The organism is Alteromonas sp. R7 (assembly GCF_055755235.1).
Genome location: NZ_JBVTQX010000010.1, coordinates 130717 through 149001, shown reverse-complemented (window position 1 = coordinate 149001; position 18285 = coordinate 130717). Strand labels below are relative to the sequence as shown.

Annotated in this window: 16 protein-coding genes and 2 tRNA genes; 3 read left to right on the top strand and 15 right to left on the bottom strand. The window is 44.6% G+C overall.

Annotation, left to right across the window (positions count from 1 at the left end):
* Positions 1–1512 carry a Ppx/GppA phosphatase family protein gene (locus AC0J2X_RS16140; protein WP_472996197.1) on the top strand — a complete coding sequence of 504 codons (1512 nt, stop codon included), beginning with the start codon at positions 1–3 and terminating at the stop codon, positions 1510–1512.
* A gap of 112 nt (positions 1513–1624) precedes the next feature.
* On the opposite strand, the gene hemB is transcribed toward AC0J2X_RS16140, so the two are convergent.
* From hemB to tatA, 7 genes are read right to left on the bottom strand one after another with little or no spacing between them, the layout of a single operon-like run.
* On the bottom strand, positions 1625–2635 hold the full coding sequence (gene hemB, locus AC0J2X_RS16135; protein WP_039225046.1) for a porphobilinogen synthase: 1011 nt from the start codon (positions 2633–2635) through the stop codon (positions 1625–1627).
* Positions 2632–4530, bottom strand: coding sequence for a sensor domain-containing diguanylate cyclase (locus AC0J2X_RS16130; RefSeq protein WP_472996196.1), 1899 nt, complete (start codon positions 4528–4530; stop codon positions 2632–2634). Before AC0J2X_RS16130 ends, hemB begins: the two co-directional genes overlap by 4 nt.
* Before the next feature lie 12 nt (positions 4531–4542).
* Positions 4543–5319, bottom strand: coding sequence for a TatD family hydrolase (locus AC0J2X_RS16125; protein ID WP_039225048.1), 777 nt, complete (start codon positions 5317–5319; stop codon positions 4543–4545).
* Entirely contained in the window at positions 5320–5862 is a 543-nt protein-coding gene (locus AC0J2X_RS16120) for a hypothetical protein (protein ID WP_069943640.1), read from the bottom strand.
* Positions 5863–5887: 25 nt separating this feature from the next.
* A complete protein-coding gene (gene tatC, locus AC0J2X_RS16115; protein ID WP_014948088.1) occupies positions 5888–6643 on the bottom strand; it encodes a twin-arginine translocase subunit TatC in 756 nt (251 codons plus the stop codon).
* Positions 6644–6943, bottom strand: a complete 300-nt coding sequence (gene tatB / locus AC0J2X_RS16110; RefSeq protein ID WP_014948087.1) for a Sec-independent protein translocase protein TatB — start codon at positions 6941–6943, stop codon at positions 6644–6646. It lies immediately after the preceding gene.
* Positions 6943–7188, bottom strand: a complete 246-nt coding sequence (gene tatA / locus AC0J2X_RS16105; RefSeq protein WP_230633705.1) for a Sec-independent protein translocase subunit TatA — start codon at positions 7186–7188, stop codon at positions 6943–6945. Before tatA ends, tatB begins: the two co-directional genes overlap by 1 nt.
* 177 nt (positions 7189–7365) lie before the next feature.
* On the opposite strand from tatA, the gene AC0J2X_RS16100 reads away from it, so the two are divergent.
* The gene (locus AC0J2X_RS16100; RefSeq protein WP_039225050.1) at positions 7366–8427 is read left to right on the top strand and encodes a hypothetical protein; all 1062 of its coding nucleotides are present in this window, start codon (positions 7366–7368) and stop codon (positions 8425–8427) included.
* Positions 8428–8497: 70 nt separating this feature from the next.
* Here AC0J2X_RS16100 and ilvN read toward each other — a convergent pair whose 3' ends face one another.
* The 8 genes from ilvN to orn form a co-directional block, all read right to left on the bottom strand.
* Positions 8498–8995: an acetolactate synthase small subunit gene (gene ilvN, locus AC0J2X_RS16095; RefSeq protein ID WP_014975513.1), complete on the bottom strand. Its 498-nt coding sequence runs from the start codon at positions 8993–8995 to the stop codon at positions 8498–8500.
* A complete protein-coding gene (locus AC0J2X_RS16090; protein ID WP_014975512.1) occupies positions 8995–10713 on the bottom strand; it encodes an acetolactate synthase 3 large subunit in 1719 nt (572 codons plus the stop codon). Before AC0J2X_RS16090 ends, ilvN begins: the two co-directional genes overlap by 1 nt.
* Positions 10714–10986: 273 nt before the next feature.
* Positions 10987–11364 (bottom strand): MaoP family protein, encoded by a 378-nt coding sequence (locus AC0J2X_RS16085; protein ID WP_069943639.1) that lies wholly within the window; start codon positions 11362–11364, stop codon positions 10987–10989.
* A 233-nt stretch (positions 11365–11597) separates the two neighbouring features.
* Complete coding sequence (locus AC0J2X_RS16080) at positions 11598–12059, bottom strand: hotdog fold domain-containing protein (protein WP_014975511.1); 462 nt, start codon at positions 12057–12059, stop codon at positions 11598–11600.
* Between the two features lie 181 nt (positions 12060–12240).
* Positions 12241–15327, bottom strand: a complete 3087-nt coding sequence (locus AC0J2X_RS16075) for a TonB-dependent receptor domain-containing protein (protein ID WP_020745270.1) — start codon at positions 15325–15327, stop codon at positions 12241–12243.
* Between the two features lie 791 nt (positions 15328–16118).
* Positions 16119–16194: transfer RNA gene (locus tag AC0J2X_RS16070), tRNA-Gly, on the bottom strand.
* A gap of 51 nt (positions 16195–16245) precedes the next feature.
* Positions 16246–16321: transfer RNA gene (locus AC0J2X_RS16065), tRNA-Gly, on the bottom strand.
* A 101-nt stretch (positions 16322–16422) separates the two neighbouring features.
* Positions 16423–16968, bottom strand: a complete 546-nt coding sequence (gene orn / locus AC0J2X_RS16060) for an oligoribonuclease (RefSeq protein WP_014948078.1) — start codon at positions 16966–16968, stop codon at positions 16423–16425.
* 86 nt (positions 16969–17054) lie between these two features.
* Between orn and rsgA the strand changes: the two genes are divergently transcribed.
* Positions 17055–18098, top strand: a complete 1044-nt coding sequence (gene rsgA, locus AC0J2X_RS16055) for a small ribosomal subunit biogenesis GTPase RsgA (protein WP_039225052.1) — start codon at positions 17055–17057, stop codon at positions 18096–18098.
* Positions 18099–18285: the final 187 nt, after the last annotated feature.

Sequence of the window (18285 nt, the reverse complement as noted above, 5' to 3'; positions counted from 1 at the left end):
ATGCAGGCAGAACTCCAGCACGACGCACAAACCTACGGCGAGTATTACGCCGCCGTAGATTTAGGCTCTAACAGCTTTCACATGGTGATTGTTCACGTTGTTAACGGCAGTGTGCAAATAATAGGGAAAATTAAACAGAAAGTGCGCCTAGCAGCAGGTTTAGATGATGAGCTAGCACTTGATGACGTAAGCATGGAACGCGGCTGGCAATGCCTGCAAGTATTCTCGGAACGCCTGCAGGATATCCCCCCTTCTAATATTAAAATTGTAGCGACCGCTACATTGCGACTGGCAACCAATGCGCATGTATTCATTCGCAAGGCAGAAGAGATTCTCAATCACAAACTTGAAGTGATTAGCGGTGAAGAAGAAGCGCGACAAATTTATCTTGGCGTAGCCTACACATCCGCCAACCAAGGCAATAGCTTAGTCATAGATATCGGCGGCGCCAGCACAGAAATCATTATCGGCAATGACATGCAGCCTATCCATCTTAAGAGTTTGGATATGGGCTGTGTAACGTTTATGGAACGCTATTTCACCGGCGGCACTATCACCGAAGACAATTTCGACAATGCCAAACAAGCCGCACACGCGCTTATTGCCGATGTGTCTAGCGCGTTTTTGTGTTTTGATTGGGAGAATTGTTTAGGTGCATCTGGCACGCCGCAAGCCATTACTGAGATTCTTGTAGCACAGGGCATTAGTGATGCTATCCGCTTAGACTATTTGTATCATTTAGAAAAGCAATGCATTGAATGCGGCAGCAATAAAACCCTTGATATCGACGGATTGGAAGATAACAGAAAAGCTATTTTCCCGTCTGGTTTAGCGATCCTCATCAGCTTATTTGAAGCGCTAAATATCAAGCACATGAATATTTCTGGTGGTGCGCTTCGAGAAGGACTTATCTACGGAATGTTAGATAACGTTACCGAGAATGATCGTCGCCAGCAGACCCTTAATCAGGCAAAACATCGTTATCATGTAGATGCCAGTCACGCAAACTCGGTTAGTCACGTGGCGCTTACTTTATGCCATCAACTTTGCGCACAACAGAACATTTGTCATTTAGATACCGAAACCATTTTAGGTGCAGCCGCACAGCTTCATGAAATAGGTCTTCACATTGAATATAAGCGCCATCATGAGCATGGTGAATACATATTAAGTCACATTGATTTGCCCGGCTTCACGCGCCTTCAGCGGGCAGCCATCCGCGATTTAGTTGCTCAGCATAGGTTAAACATAAAGTCAGACGTATTTGAAAAGTACCACGAAGACTACCGTCCAATGCTAAAAGGCTTATTGCGAATTTTACGTATAGCAGTGGTGTTATGTCTGCGTCGTCAAAATAAACATATACCAGAGGTAACTTTGCGGTGCGAAGAAAGTAAGTGGACACTTACTTTTCCTGAAGGCTGGCTGAAATCGCATCCTTTGATCAACGCAGAGTTAGCAAATGAATGCTGGCTTCAGCATAAAGCTGGCTGCGAACTCGTTTGTAAGTAATCACTTACATACAGATAGGATGCGTTAAATGTATTACGATAAATAGAAATGAAACATAACAAAAGCCGTGCATTGCACGGCTTTTTTGTTGTCGAACCTTTGGTTGTTGGTATTACTTGTCGTTTTGCTTCGCTAAAAGCGCAGCAGCTTGCGGAGCGAAATAAGTCAGAATCCCGTCGGCGCCAGCGCGCTTAAACGCTAACAACGATTCTAGGATCACCGCGTCTTCATTTAGCCAACCATTAGCAAAAGCAGCTTGATGCATAGCGTACTCGCCACTTACTTGATAGGCGAATGTCGGTACTTTAAATTCGTCTTTACAACGACGCACAACATCTAAATACGGCATACCTGGCTTCACCATTACCATGTCAGCGCCCTCTTCTATATCAAGCGCAATTTCGTGGAGTGCTTCATCGGTGTTGGCAGGATCCATTTGATAGGTTTTCTTGTTGCCGCCCTTTATATTTGCAGCGGAGCCGACGGCATCACGAAATGGACCGTAGTACGCAGACGCGTATTTAGCAGAATAAGCCATAATACACGTATTGATGTGACCTGCTTCTTCAAGTGCTTTTCGGATACTGCCAATGCGCCCATCCATCATGTCAGAAGGCGCAACAATATCAGCGCCAGCTTCAGCATGCGATAACGCTTGCTTAATGAGCACCTCGACTGTTTCGTCGTTCATCACATAACCAGTTTCGTCTAAGAGGCCATCTTGACCATGAGACGTAAATGGATCTAATGCGATATCAGACATCAGCATTACTTCAGGAAACGCCTTTTTAAGCGCTCTCATAGCTTGCTGAGCAAGCCCTTCAGGATTGAACGCTTCGCTTGCACACTCGGTTTTAAGAGACATAGGTGTCACAGGGAAAAGCGCAATCGTTCTAATGCCCAGCTCTACCCATTTCGCCGTTTCTTGCACTAGCAAATCGATAGAAAGTCTTTCCACACCAGGCATAGAAGGTACGGCTTCTCGTGCGTTCTCACCGGGTAGTACAAAAACAGGGTAAATGAGATCGTCAGTGGTTAAACGGTGCTCTGCCACAAGCCCTCTTAAAGCATCTTTGGCGCGTAGTCTGCGCATTCTTCTTTGAGGGAAAGGTGAAGATGTCATAGTTTTTCCTGTAAATGTTTGTGTATTACTCTATTGCGGCCCGCCGCCTTGGCTTCGTAAAGGCATTCGTCGGCGAACTTGAAAAGATTTTGCGCGTGCTCTTCATCAATAATAATGGTTGTAGAAACGCCCGCGCTTGCAGTTAGCTTAATGGTTTCCCCTTCGTAATCAAGTGGGGTCGACTCAAGGCTATCTCGCATATTTTCGGCAACGTGAAAAGCGCCTTCAAGATCGGTATTAGGCAATATAATGGCAAACTCTTCACCACCTATGCGACACAAGTCATCTGTAGGGCGATGGATGTGCTTCTGAAAGACATTGGTGACGTGAATTAAGCACGCGTCACCACCATCATGTCCGTGTTGATCATTAATTTGCTTAAAATGATCCACGTCAACAATGATGAGAGATAATGGTGTTTGCTCACGTCTACTGCGTCGCCCTTCAGAACGCAGACGCTTATCGAAATGTCGACGGTTGTGCGCTCCCGTGAGCGGATCTATTGCATTTAACCTTTCCAATTCTTGGTTAACTTCAGACAATTCGCGTAACGTAATTTCTAGCTCTAACGTGCGTTCTTGTACTTTATACTCCAGGTCATCTTGATAACGCTTTTGTACTTCAAGTAAATTCTCTTTGGCCGTATTTGCCTGTTTTTCCTGCTCTAGCGCGAACTGCTGCGCCTCAATGAGATCATCGCGACTGTGGCTATAATTAATCGCTAAGATAAGTGCCAAGATGAGCGTTTCTACCGCGCCACCAATGATCAGCAGGTTATTTGACGAAATAGGCAACTGAATAATATTAACGTTATCAAGGCTCGCACTTAGTCCACTAATTAATAGAAAACCCCAAGCGATGGTAAAATAACGTGCTACGACCACCCCTTTGAGCGTTAGCCAAATACCTAAGCCAAGAATAAAAATAACGATGAGGCTGAGCAGTAATAAGAACGCTTTTATCATGAACGAGTAAGGTAAGATAAGGCCGAGGATAATACTCAATCCGCACACCCAGCTGATTGCCTTTGTGATTTTATCTAGCTTTACGCTGTGGGCTTTAATAGGTAGTAGGCTGCGCGTAAACATCGCCGCAAACATAATAGTCGCGTTAGAAAACACAAGAATTGCTTTACCTTGAAACCATGTGCTTCCTGGCCACATATAAGAGAAGCCGTAGCCGTGTAACGTCGCCAATATAAGCGCCAAACTCATTACATAGCCAGAGTAACAAAGGAACGACACGTTACTTGTCGTTACCGTTAAAAATGCGTTACTCACGCCCATTGCTACCAAGATGCCAAAAAATATCCCCAATGCCAGGTTACGGCTTGATGTATAGGCAATAAACTCTGTTTCTTCCCATATACGGATAGGAAGGCGGACGCTGCCAGAGGTTTGTACTCGAATAATCACCCGCTGCGACTGAGCGCTTACTGGTAGGGGGAATAGTGGCTTCACATGAGAAACAGGCCGGTTGTCAAAGTGCAGGCCATCGCCACCTGAATAAGTAGCAATAGGCGTGCTGCCTATTTGGCTATAAATCGCAACGTCTAAACTATCTAAAAGGGGATAGTCGATGTGCAATAGAAATCGACTTTCATTGCTTTGTGTTGGCGCAATGACCATTGAAAACCAATGTACGTTTGTGTTCATACCCAAGTTAATGGGTGAAGATATTGGTGTCCAGTCGGTAAGCGGCGTTTGAGTAATGGTAGTAAAATCGAGCGCATTGCCATTATCTACATTGAGATAAGTAAGCTGCGAGAAACGTGGTGTTGCACTGGTGTTAGGAGACAAACTAAACAACACAGACACAAATGCAACGACGGCCACTAGGGTGATTAGAATAAGACCCGCATCATACTTGCGCATCGCTTTCAGATTTGTCTGCATATAAACCTATGTTTAGCTGAGAGAAAACAACTCACAGCTATTAGCATAACTGCTAATACGTAATTTATCAGTCTCAACTTGCAGATATTCGCCTAATTGTTTAGCGATATGGGGTAGAAAAGCAGGTTCGTTATTACGTTTTCTCGGTCGAAGGGTTTTGGGAAACAGATAAGGCGCATCTGTTTCAAGAATAAGACGGTTTAAAGGTATAGACTTCACGGCTTCGCGTAGTGCTTCGCCTCGCTTCTCATCACATACCCAGCCAGTAATACCAATATAAAGCCCCAGCGCAAGGTAGTGCTGAACCTGCTCTGCATTCCCAGTAAAACAGTGGGCAATACCACCTTTTATACGAGGCATATACTCGGTTAATAACGCGACTTGTTCGTCAAACGCATCCCTTTCATGTAAATACACGGGTAAGTCTAATGCAGCCGCAATGTCTAACTGGGCTTCGAACACTGCCAACTGAACGGGCTGTGGTGAGAAATTGCGATTAAAATCCAGACCACATTCACCAATTGCAACACACCCTTTCTGTTGTGCAAGTTCGCGTAACCGCTTGTAATCACTTGGCGTGACATCTTTTGCATTGTGAGGATGGACACCGATAGTGTAACAGCATTGGGTTGGATACTTATTATATAGCGCTACTGCAGCGTCCCATTCACTGGGGTGCGTGGTGATAATGCAGAGTTTTTCTACCCCTGCATCTTTTGCTCGTTGTATAACTTCATCGGCGTCAAATCGCTTATCCAGCAAGTTGACGCCAGCATCAAACCAAGGCATTTATTTTACGCGTTTCACTTTCATGCGCTTGTTGAGCCCTTCTACACTTAGGAAAAATGCACCCAATAAGCCCCTTTCTACGGCTACCGACTGACCTTCCTTAAGCTTCATATAGGTTCCATCAGTTTGCTGCCATACAGAACCATCGCTGAAAGTTATAACATGCTTATCACGCACATTCTTCTTGATCGAAGCGATAGTGACAGCAATCTCAGAAGCTTCGTCAGACAAATCTCGCTTATGTTCAAGTCCAAAGTCATTCTTAGGTTCAGAGGCTTGAACGTGTCCCTGAGCGACAGGCGCTGGGCGAGGCTTCATCTGATTACCATTGCTGCTCTTGTAGGCCTGTAGTTGCTCAATCTGAGCGTCTGAACCTTCGTACTTGTTGAGTGATTTCGCGACGCTGTCATAGCACATAAGTCGCTTTAAACTATTATCCGTGTTGCGACATTTCTCCAATGCATCAGCAACTGTCTCAGCTTGTACATTAAACGCCCCAAACGCGCACAGAATAGTGGCAAGAGATAGCAGTCGGGTTTTCATTTTTATTCCTTTCTTTTTTTGACATCTATGTGTTGTCTGTTGTTTCAGTAGATGTATCGTCTTTTGGTGTTTTACCCGCGTAAAATCCTCCAACAATAACCCCTACTTCAAATAGCAACCACATTGGAATAGCTAATAATGTTTGAGAGATAACATCTGGCGGTGTTAGCAACATGCCAACCACGAATGCACCAACAACCACGTACGGGCGCTTGGCTCGTAAAGACTTAGCATCCGTTACCCCAGTCCAGCACATTAAGATAATGGCTATCGGTATCTCGAATGAGACCCCAAATGCAAAGAACAGTTTCAAGACGAAGTTCAAATAACTGGATATATCTGTACTTACCGTTACACCTTCAGGTGCTACGCTTGTAAAAAACGCGAACGCTATTGGAAATACCACAAAGTAGGCAAACGCCATTCCTGCGTAAAACAGCAGCGTACTGGAAAGTAGTAAAGGCGCTACCAGGCGCTTTTCATTTCTGTACAAACCCGGAGCCACAAACCCCCATACTTGATAGAGCACGTAGGGAATAGCAATAAAAAACGATAACACCAGTGTAAGTTTAAACGGAGCAAAGAAAGGTGATGCAACGTCGGTTGCAATCATGCTCGCATTTTCAGGTAAGGCTTCAAGCAATGGCATCGCCAATAGCTTATAAAGGTCTTGCGCAAACGCCGCAAGACAAATGAAGACGATAAGTACGCTCAAAAGGGCTTTGAGAATACGGCTACGCAATTCAATTAAATGAGAAATAAGGTTATTAGCGTCAGACATCTATTGCTTTTTATAAGGTTCTTGAACCGACTCTGCAGCTTTTTTTAGCTCATCGACGCTTTGTTCAAGTTCAGGTGAAAGATCTTTAAGCCCTTGCTGCTCTGCTTTTTTCAAATTTTCATGCAATTCGTGCACGCGCAACTGATGCTCAACTTCTTGCTTAAAGCCCGTTGCTACATTACGCACGCTACGAATTGTATTTATAGTTGAGCGCATGGCACCCGGTAATCTTTCTGGCCCTAAAATAAGCAGCGCCAGTACACCGATAACCAATAGCTCCCAAAAGCCGATATCGAACATTAGGATTTTTCTTTAACGTCGCTCTGCGTCTTAGTTGAAACAGGCTCTGCTGCTGACTTTTCTTCAACTTGCTTCTTTTGTTCAAAGTCTGCGTCTTTGTCTTCTTCGGTGACTGCTTTTTTGAAGCCTTTGATTGCGCCGCCTAAATCAGTACCTATACCTTTAAGACGCTTCGTACCAAATAAAAGCACCACAATAACCAGTATGATCAGCAACTGCCAAACACTAATACCACCCATAAAAATAATCTCCCTTACATCGATTGGCACAGTATGCCATTGCCTGCTGATGCTTTCACCTGAATATTTACTTCAATGAATAAAGATTGACGTTTTGGTTGGGACAATCCATGCTCTGTATATCCCCAATGCGAATGGTCGAAACATTCAACTATGCTAATTTTTACAAGGAGTTAGTGAGCAATGCTATGCCTTACCGTGGTCTATTGCCATTTATTGCTCGCTTTACCTGTTGCACCTGACTCAGCTGCTGACACGTTGAACTCCCCCGTAAATGCGACCAGTGTAGGTATAACCTATCGGGATATTGCTCGGCCAGAAAATACGCTTTCTAACCGCGCTAACTCGACAAAAGAAAGTACACACTCCTTGCCTCCTTCAATACCTAATGAGCAATGGTTTGATATTTGGCAGCGTAGCTTCACCGACACCATGGACTTCACCGTAAAACAGCTTGATGGTTTGTTTGAAAGTTCAGATGAAATAGGTGCTTCAGGACAGAAGGAAGCCAGAGCCGAAGGTCGTGTTCAACTTGCCTGGGAGCCAAGAAGTGGCATGCTCTCGGATACGGATTTGCGCTTCAGGGTAAGAGTTCGCCTACCGGCTTTAAAAGAACGCGTTGATTTACTATTAAGTGATAACGAAGACGAGACACAGAACAACACAATACGAGCCGCGAGGGATACCGGCAATAACAACCGCGATCGAACGACCATCGCGCTTCGCTTTCGTCCTGAGCAAGACTCTCACTACTCATTTAGAATTGGTGCTGGTCGCCGCGACCAACTCTATGCGATGACCCGATACAGAGATGCTTTTGCCTTTTCTAAACAATGGGCCATGCTATACGACGCCGAACTTTACTATTACACCCGTGACCGTTTGGGTGCGGAGGTGGGCGTCGCTTTTCAATATGAAATCAATAAAAAGCACCTGGTTCGACAAAATAATCGCTACTACTACCGCGACGATACCAACGACTGGCTATGGCGTCACGAGGTTCACCATTTGTTTTCGGTAGATCAACACAACGCCGTTATTCCTCACTTTATGGTGGAAGGGCTCAGCCAACCCAACTTTCGCGTAGAAGAAGTCTATGGCGGGTTTAGGTGGCGTAACAACATGCTGCGCGATTGGCTATTCTTTGAGGTAGAGCCTTTCGTTTTATGGCTACGTGAAGAGGATTTTAAAACCTCATACGGCGTAGCCCTGCGCGTAGAAGCCTATTATGGGCGCGATACTTAGGGTAATTCCTTAGAATGAAAAAAGGCTGTCTACTGACAGCCTTTCGAAAAAACGCTTTGCGGGAATAAATTTAAGGACGAAGCGCCCTATCACCTCGAGCAAGCCCACACACACCGGTGCGCGATGATTCGATAATTTCAGCACACTGCCCCATAGTCGTGGCAAATGCATCTAGCTTATCTGTGGTGCCCGTAATTTCAATGGTGTAGTTGTTTACGTTCACATCCACAATACGCGCACGGAAGATATCAGAGTTCCGCTTCACTTCAGCACGTACCGACTCTGTGCGAGTCGCGACTTTAATCAGCATAAGTTCGCGTTCAATGTGCGTACCTTCAGTAAGGTCTACCACTTTTAGCACATCAATAAGCTTATTCACTTGCTTAGTAATTTGCTCTATGACTTTGTCGTCGCCGTGCGTGATAATCGTTAGACGCGAAAGGCTCGCGTCGTCGGTTGGTGCCACACACAGTGAGTCGACGTTGTAACCACGTTGTGAGAATACACCAACGATACGAGATAGTGCGCCAGGGGCGTTTTCCATTAATACAGAGATAATACGTTTCATCAGGTTCGCTCCGTCTTGCTTAAGCGCATGTCATCCATTGCGCCAAACTTAATTTGCATTGGATATACGTGTTCGTTTTGGTCTACTGCTATGTCCATAAACACTAAGCGATCTGTGTAACTGAAACATTTCTCCATTGCTGCGTCTAGCTCGTCAAGCTTGTCTACTTTAATGCCCACGTGTCCGTAAGCTTCTGCCAACTTCACAAAGTCAGGCATTGAATCCATGTAAGAGTGTGAGTGACGTCCTTTATAAATCATATCCTGCCACTGACGAACCATACCTAGGGCACGGTTATTCAATGAGATAATCTTGATAGGCAGGTTGTACTGCAAACAAGTAGATAGCTCTTGAATATTCATTTGAATACTGCCGTCACCCGTTACTACCACAGAGGTTGAACCTGGGTGCGCAAACTGCACACCCATTGCAGCCGGTAAACCAAAGCCCATGGTGCCAAGACCACCTGAGTTGATCCACTGACGCGGTTTATCATAAGGATAATAAAGCGCAGCAAACATTTGGTGCTGACCTACGTCAGAACTTACGTAGGCTTTACCGTCTGTGTGTTTGTACAAGGCTTCGATAACGCGCTGAGGCTTAATTACCTCTTCGCCCTGTGCGTAGTTTAAGCACTGACGAGCGCGCCAGGTTTCAATTTGTTGCCACCAATCGGCCAGCTTTTCGCTTTGACCTGATAAGTCTTTCTTATTTACCTGACTTAAGATTTGATCAAGTACTTTATCTACCGAACCTACTACAGGAATATGCGCATTTACGGTTTTAGAAATCGATGCTGGGTCAATATCAACGTGAATAATATCCGCATGTGGGCAGAACTTATCAACGTTATTAGTAACACGGTCATCAAAACGTGCACCTAGTGCAATGATGCAATCGGCATTATGCATGGTCTTGTTCGCTTCAAGCGTACCGTGCATACCTAGCATGCCGATAAATTGCTTGTGTGTACCCGGCATAGCACCAAGACCCATTAGCGTACAAGTTACCGGTGCATTAAGCTTCTCGGCTAACTCAATAACCTTTGCAGACGCATCGCAAGCTACAGCTCCACCACCTACATACAGTACGGGACGTTCTGCTTTAAGTAACGACTCAACTGCCTTTTTGACCTGTTTAGGATGGCCTTTTTCAGTTGGGTTGTAAGAACGCATGGTCACGTCAGTTGGGAACACGTACGGGTGTTCTTCTGCTACGTTCACAATATCTTTTGGCAAATCTACTACCACCGGGCCAGGACGACCTGTGTTGGCAATATAATAAGCTTTAGCAATCGCTTCTGGGATATCAACCGCGCGCTTTACCAAAAAGCTGTGCTTAACGATAGGGCGTGAGCACCCCACCATGTCAGTTTCTTGGAATGCGTCTTCACCAATATGCTTCGACGGCACCTGTCCCGATAAAATAACCATCGGAATAGAGTCCATATATGCAGTAGCAATACCTGTAATAGTATTCGTAGCGCCTGGACCTGATGTGACGAGCACTGTGCCGGTTTTGCCAGTTGAACGTGCATAACCATCCGCCATGTGGGCGGCTGCCTGTTCATGACGTACGAGGACGTGTTTGACATCATCTTGCGCAAATAACGCATCATAAATGTCTAATACGGCACCACCTGGGTAACCGAACACGTGTGTCACTCCTACATCTTTTAGCGCTTCAACCACCATGGCTGCGCCCGACATCATTTTCACAGTGCTTTCTCCTGTAATGGGTTGGGGGGTTTGTCAGCGTACGTTGACGATGCCCCGACTATATCTAAGGTAATAGGAAGATAAAACACCAAATTGCGTAAAAGTGAGATATATATCCCAATATTCGCAATAATTAGGATAAATATTTCGACTTAAGTGTAATTTTGACAGAAAATAGGATATTTATTTACACGATTTTAACAGCGCAAACAATAAACATAGTTGCTTTAAGAGAGGCGCCTTTACACGTTTTAGATGCATAAAGGCATAAGCTTAATCATCGAGGTCGATATCAAGATCACTGTTATCGCTTATATCGTCGTCATCGTCAACATCTTGTTCAGCAGCACGCTTAGAGCCATAAATACTTGCTGTTTTTGGACGGTTTATTCTGGCTTGGTATTTCAACCACGCTTTCTCTTGCGGTGTTGCAGGGTCACGATGACCAAGAGCCGATTCTAAATAGGCTTGTTCTTCATCATTCTCTGGCGTAATTTTCCCGTCCACTAGTGCAGCGAACAAACTACCATGAGCCTGAAGAAGCTTACTTTCATTAATTGAAAAATCTCCTGAACGGGCAAAGCCGTACGGGTAATTTTTCTTATCTATAAAGGGTTTTCTTGCGACTTGCTCTTTTGTGATTACAGACATCTTAACCTCTTCCACCGCTAATACCTGCGTTGTAAACACAGACAAAATTGCAACACCAACTGTTGAATGAAATAGACTACTGATATAGCGCCTTAATCGCTTTCAAGGTTATTCTTAGTTGGATTTTTATTTTCTGTCAAACAGAAAAGTAGCTGTAGTAAAAACTTAATATTGAATGTTTTAAAAGAGCATAAAAAAGGCCGCAAGCGCGGCCTTTTATTATAAGCGTGATATCAGCGTTTTTCGCTTACCCAAACCGTAATGGTTCCGTCGACGACCACGGTGCCTTCAGCGTTATACGCCTTAACAGAAATAGGTAAATCACCTGGCTTCCATGCGTCAGCTGGCACTTCTGCTACACAACGAATATCTGAGTCTGCTTTCGCCGGATACTTTACTTCCATGCCCTTTGGGATCCACCTGAGGTTTTTAGGTATGGATGCTTCACACATAAACCCCATGGCCATTTCCAGACCATTGCAAATAGCAATAACGTGAACCGTTCCAATGTGATTTTCTACCGCTTTACGTTTACTAATAAGCACTTCACAGTAGTTTGGTTTAATGTCTGAGATAAGTGGTGAAACGGTAGAAAAATAAGGTGCCCTGCGCGCTGAGTACCAGCTAAATAGCTTCTTGCCAAAGGGCAGCTTCATAAATTTGTTATATGTATTTAGTACGTAATTCTTTGACATAGTTGTTCACGCTGATAGTTGGGAGCTTTTTATCTTTCGAGTGATTATTAAATCCGCGCCACTGGTTAGACCAGAGGAAGTTACATTAACATAATCCCAACGAAGTAGTGATGCAAATAAATTCCTATTTAGAGATATAAAAAAGCAGCTAAAAAGCTGCTTTTTGATATCTGTGTAGACGTTACATTGTGTAATTTACGCCTAGGTAGAAGAAGCGTCCTCTAGGTCCTGCCGGTCTCGACAATGTGCCAAGGTAAGGATCTTCCTCAAACGCGTTATTGATACCACCATATACTTCTAGGCTATCTTCAAAAGTGTATGAAACAGAAAAATCATGCACCAACGCAGAGCCAGTGTGAGTTTGACTGATAAAATCAGGATCACTCTCGATATCCTGGTTTTCTAGCCCAGGAAGTAGCTGGCTTCCTTCGTAGCGTCCTCTCCACCCAACAACGAGTTCACCAATTATATAGTCTGCACTCATGTTTACGATCCACTCTGGTCGCCCAAATGTTCCAAGAACATCAGTGACTTCGTCAGGTGCACTCACATCCCTTACTTCATCATTTTTGAGGAAGTTTGTTCCGTTGATAGTGAATTCAATTCTTCCGTCTGTGTCGACTAATTTAGCCAACTCAAAGCCATAATCTATGCGGAAATCAATACCAGATGTTTCAACCGCTGCAAGATTGATAAACCCTGAACGAAAATCTGTGATAAATCCATTCGTAGCATCACGGTCAATTGCGTCACAAAATTGGTTGTTGATTGTTGGCGCGTCTACGCAGTTAGATGCAATGTCAAAACCAGTAAGGCTATCAATCAGGCCATCAATTTCAATATTATAGTAGTCTAGCGTCACTACTAAACCTTCCAGCATACCGTCGAGCTCTGTATCTGGTCTCCACACTGTACCAATCGTGATGGTTTCTGCTTCTTCAGGATCAAGGTCTGGGTTACCGCCCGTTGAACCAGAAACAAACGCTGACAGGAAGTTAGTAGAATCATAAGTGCCATCAGCTACCGCGTCGCCAATCAGTGCAATACAGTTCGCCTCCCTGAACTCAGAGCCCGCACTAATTAAGTTTTGGTTACAAGGGTCATCTCCTGCACCAAGTGAAGCCGCAAATGTAGGTGCGAAGGCTTCATTAATGTTGGGAACCCGCACCGCTTCAGAGAAGGTCGTTCGAATACTAAATGTATCAACAGGTGACCATACTGTTCCTATCGTCCAAGCGTCATGCGTACCATATGGGTCGTAGTCTGAGCTTCTGTATGCTGTGCGCAGCTCTAATCGCTCAGCGAAATCGACACCTTCTAGTAAAGGTATAGTTGCTTCTACAAAGTATTCTGAAACATCGTACTCACCGTCAGAAGGATTGGTTGGGCCGTTACGAGAGTCTAATGTTCCAAAGGTTAAGCCTGCTGCGGAGTATGGATCTGGCGTATAGGTACTTGACTCTTTTCTCCATTCGTAACCAAGAGCAAACATAACAGGGCCTGCCGGAAGCTCGAATAAATCAGAAGAGTCGCCCGATACTACTGCTAAGAAATTCTCTTGCGTTATATCGTTCTGCTCAGTGCCAGGTTGGAATATAAAGTTAGCCGCTTCTGCGCTGATTGAATCCTTTCCAAACAGATTCACTGGTACACAAGAACCATCACCAGGCTGGAAAGTTAAGAACCCAAAATTCGCATTCGCAGATGGAAACGGCGACGTAGGAGGAAGCGCAGAACTGTCTAGGTCAGAGCGACAAACAACATTGCCAGTTGCTGGATCTGTTACAGCGTCAATAGCAGCGAAGTATCTATCTTCTATGCGCAAGTTCGAAGTAATGTCGGCATCAGTTCGACCGTAGTTATAGAAAACCTCGTACTCTAGAGCGGTGTTAGGGATATAACCATCGAAGCCTGTAACAATACGATACGTTTTACGTTCTGCTTCTGGGTTTGAATTAGCATTTATATCAAGAACATCGCGGGACATTACCAAGCTTGGTGATTCACCTTCTGCTTGTAATTCATTAATTTGAGACAGTAGAGCTGCAGGAATATACGGATTGTCTAGTGAGATTGGAATATCGTCATTGAAACCATTCACCTGATTAGTTTCTTTAGTCGAGCTAAATACGAATTTGGCATCTACAAAGAAATTTACGAATTCATTTAGTTCGTAATTTGACACTGCCTGTACTAATACTCTTTTAGACTCTGGAAGGATAAGTTCAGCGTCGGGACTACCCGGTACACCATCACCACCACTCGCATCGAAAGGTCCAGCATAAACATCGCCGGGATTGTAGGCACGTAAGGTGCCGTCTTCACCCACTACCTGACACGTTGGAAACATGGACGTTCCGATAGTGCCGCAACCTAACACGCCGCCGGATCCAGCGACATCTCCAAACGCACTGCCAGTTAATGAAATTACACCTCTGTCACTTGAAATTGGAAGTCTGTAATCTGGCACCCAAGTATTCTTGAAGCGTGAATCAATACCAAATGCACTCTGAGTAGCCTCTGTATTGGCTACTTGTGTATATAGACCAGAGCCTGCGAAGTCTCTATCTCTAGCATACACTGGGCTGGTTTCTTGGTATTCAACCGCGAATACTAAATCACCTTTATCTGTAGAAAAGCCGTTGGCCAATGATAAAAAGAATTCATTTGCGTCACCATCGTCAGTCACACCTGTTTGAGTGCGAAGCTCTAGCCCGTCGAACGAGGCTCCGTTTCTCATATTAAAGTTGACAACACCGGTTACCGCATCAGCGCCGTAAACAGCTGAGGCACCACCAGTGAGGACTTCCACGTTTCTAAGTAAAGCAGTAGAGATGGTATTTACATCAACAGAGCCCGTACCCTCAATACCTGAAACATGTCTTCGACCGTTTTCCATAACTAAGGTTCGCTCACTACCTAGATTACGTAAGTCCAGTAAGCTTGCTCCTAGTGGGGTTCCATTAAATGCAGAAAAAGACCCCGGCAGTGACGCCTGTAGTTGAGGCGATTCACGCAACATGGCACCTAAATCTATTTGACCAGATGTTTTGATATCACCAGCATTAATAGCAAGAACAGGGCTCGCTGCTTCCAGGGAGGAGTCTTGAGCAACGCGAGAACCGGTTACAACTACTTTTTCGACATCCTTCTCTTCAACAGCGGCTTCTTCCTGAGCCTGAACCGCAGATGCACTAACAGTAAGTGCAGATGCTACTGCAATTGCTAGTGCAGAAATATTGTTTTGCTTTGATGAACCAAAAGCCATGTGTGTTTCTCCAAGTATTACTTTTTCGTTCCAGAGTGCTCTTTACGGCACTTTCGAGGAGTCTAAAAGCGATGGTTATTTTTATATGTTTTCAATTTGCGTTTTACATAATGCATTTTGCAAATGGTGTGCCTATCAAAAAGCAAGTAAACAGTGAAACTACCGCTAAAAAACGGCGCATTATGCATATTTACCCACTAAAATCTATTTAATATTCAAAAAGACTTAACTAACGGCTTTCGAATGCACATTTAATGTGCAAAAGAGCTCGTAAAATGTAGATTTATTGAGAACTAGGTTGAAATCAAGGCGGCACCGCACTAGGAAGGTGCAAAGAGTCATGAATAAGGATTCACAACGGTGCGTAAAGACAGACAGAATCGGCGCTGAAGCAATAAGCGCAAGCAAATTTATACTTTCGTATAAATTTAAGATTACGCAGTTAATTAGGTCACCTTGTATATTTAAATAAGTAGGTCTTAAACCGTTTTTCAGAGCTGACGACTTGCCGATTCTTGAGCAAGTATGCACGGTGCTTTTCAGTGAAATAAGAGGTTATGGTTTGTAGCAAAAACTAATTTGAATGCTTTGTGAAGCGATGGCCGACACTCGGTCGCGGGCGCATAAAGGGGGCGCATCAATACATCTGCTAATGTTTAGATTTTCGTGATGTTTGAAAATTTGGAGCGGGAAACGAGATTTGCCAACTGGCCGACATTCGGTCGCGGGCCCTTTGAGGGGTCGCATCAATACATCTGCTGATGTTTCGATTTTCGTGATGTTTGAAAATTTGGAGCGGGAAACGAGATTCGAACTCGCGACCCCGACCTTGGCAAGGTCGTGCTCTACCAACTGAGCTATTCCCGCATAGAGTCGATGCTGTGCATCTTATAGGTACTTACCTATGGCAAGTGAATTTGGAGCGGGAAACGAGATTCGAACTCGCGACCCCGACCTTGGCAAGGTCGTGCTCTACCAACTGAGCTATTCCCGCAACAAAAGAGGTACTTCGTTTGAAGTGGTGCGCATTTTACAAAAATTTTGGGGTAACGCAACCTTTAATTCTACTTTTTTTGCACCTCAATGTTTGAATGCCTAAATCGTAAACACTTTCTCACGATAATAGCGCATTTCTTCAATAGACTCGCGAATATCATCAAGCGCTAGGTGTACGCCTTTCTTTTCGAAACCGTCTAAAATTTCAGGCTTCCAGCGGCGCGTTAGTTCTTTTATTGTACTTACATCAATATTTCTATAGTGGAAGTAAGCTTCAAGCTCGGGCATGTACTTAACCATGAAGCGTCTGTCCTGCCCTATGGTGTTTCCACATAGCGGTGACTTGCCTGCATCTACCCATTGCTCTAAAAAGGCAATAGTTTGCGCTGATGCTTCTTCAACGCTTATTTTACTTTCTCGGCAACGTGCAGTTAATCCACTTTCACCGTGAACTCGTGTACACCACTCGTCCATATTATTTAACACGTCATCACTTTGATGTACCGCTATTACAGGCCCTTCAGCCAAAATATTCAGCTGTGCGTCGGTAACAATGGTTGCGATTTCCATTACTACACAGGTTTCAGGATCTAACCCTGTCATTTCCATGTCTATCCAAACAAGGTTACTGTCGTGTTTACTCATTACTTTCCTCTTTGCGCTACAGACATGGCAACCATGCCCTACAAACGGTATTATTGACATAGTATACGTGAAACTAGAAAAGAATCGTGGCGAAAAAACCAAAACTTACACAACGACAGAAACGACAAGTTGCAGCAAATAGAAGCAAGCGCTTGCGTGAAAAGCACGCGTCAAAGGGCGCGGCGAACCTTGATGAAAGCACGCTAGAAAGCGGTACGGTAATTGGTCGCTTTGGTAAACACGCCGACGTTGAAGACGCAAACGGCGCAGTATCTCGCTGCCACATTCGCCGCACGGTAGACTCTGTAGTGTGTGGTGACAAGGTGTTTTTCAGTAAAGGGGATGACGCTGAGTCAGGTGTAAGTGGGGTTATTGAAATTGTAAAAGACAGGCACTCCGTCCTGACTCGCCCAGATTATTACGACGGTATTAAACCCATTGCCGCGAATATCGACCGTATTATAGTGGTTAGCGCTATTTTACCCACCCTTTCACTGAATATTATCGACCGTTATCTCGTTGCCTGTGAAGACATAGGCATCACGCCGCTGATTGTCCTTAATAAAGTAGAATTGCTCAGTGAAGAGGAACGCGCAACCGTCACAGAGCAGCTTAAGACGTACGAAAACTTAGGCTACGAAGTGCTTTTCACCAGTTGCAAAACCGGTGAAGGCATTAGCAAACTCAATGAATACCTTAACGATAACATCAGCGTTTTCGTAGGGCAGTCCGGCGTAGGTAAATCGAGCCTTATAAACCAAGTTCTGCCAGACGCCGATGAATTAACCGGCGATATTTCAGATAACTCGGGACTAGGTCAACATACAACGACGGCGGCCAAATTGCTTCACTTGCCAGCCGGCGGTGATTTGATTGATTCCCCAGGAGTACGTGAATTTGGCTTGTGGCACATTCCTACCGAACGTATTACATGGGGCTTTATTGAGTTCAGAGATTATTTGGGCGGCTGCAAATTCAGAGACTGCAAGCACTTAAATGATCCGGGGTGCTTACTAAGGGAAGCTGTAGAAGAAGGAAAAATTAGCGCAGAACGCTTCGACAGCTACCATAGAATATTAACCACCATGGAAGAGCAGCGCCCTAGTCACAGCCAGCCTCCCGGGGCATAACAACTGCCACTAGTTTTCAACCTCACTGGAGCGCTAAACTCGTTGGAGCGACCGAAGAAGTACGCGCACTGCTTACGTGTAATAGCTGTCTCTTAATCGGCGATTTATTCTTTTGGTGTGAACCACGTGCTTATGCTTTTGTGTAAGCACTCATAACCCTAAAGTTGCTCTTAATACCACGACTTAC

Coding starts and splice junctions, on each gene's coding strand:
- AC0J2X_RS16140 (WP_472996197.1), top strand. CDS start 1: ATGCAGGCAGAACTCCAGCACGACGCACAAACCTACGGCGAGTATTAC.
- hemB (WP_039225046.1), bottom strand. CDS start 2,635: ATGACATCTTCACCTTTCCCTCAAAGAAGAATGCGCAGACTACGCGCC.
- AC0J2X_RS16130 (WP_472996196.1), bottom strand. CDS start 4,530: ATGCAGACAAATCTGAAAGCGATGCGCAAGTATGATGCGGGTCTTATT.
- AC0J2X_RS16125 (WP_039225048.1), bottom strand. CDS start 5,319: ATGCCTTGGTTTGATGCTGGCGTCAACTTGCTGGATAAGCGATTTGAC.
- AC0J2X_RS16120 (WP_069943640.1), bottom strand. CDS start 5,862: ATGAAAACCCGACTGCTATCTCTTGCCACTATTCTGTGCGCGTTTGGG.
- tatC (WP_014948088.1), bottom strand. CDS start 6,643: ATGTCTGACGCTAATAACCTTATTTCTCATTTAATTGAATTGCGTAGC.
- tatB (WP_014948087.1), bottom strand. CDS start 6,943: ATGTTCGATATCGGCTTTTGGGAGCTATTGGTTATCGGTGTACTGGCG.
- AC0J2X_RS16100 (WP_039225050.1), top strand. CDS start 7,366: ATGCTATGCCTTACCGTGGTCTATTGCCATTTATTGCTCGCTTTACCT.
- ilvN (WP_014975513.1), bottom strand. CDS start 8,995: ATGAAACGTATTATCTCTGTATTAATGGAAAACGCCCCTGGCGCACTA.
- AC0J2X_RS16085 (WP_069943639.1), bottom strand. CDS start 11,364: ATGTCTGTAATCACAAAAGAGCAAGTCGCAAGAAAACCCTTTATAGAT.
- AC0J2X_RS16080 (WP_014975511.1), bottom strand. CDS start 12,059: ATGTCAAAGAATTACGTACTAAATACATATAACAAATTTATGAAGCTG.
- AC0J2X_RS16075 (WP_020745270.1), bottom strand. CDS start 15,327: ATGGCTTTTGGTTCATCAAAGCAAAACAATATTTCTGCACTAGCAATT.
- orn (WP_014948078.1), bottom strand. CDS start 16,968: ATGAGTAAACACGACAGTAACCTTGTTTGGATAGACATGGAAATGACA.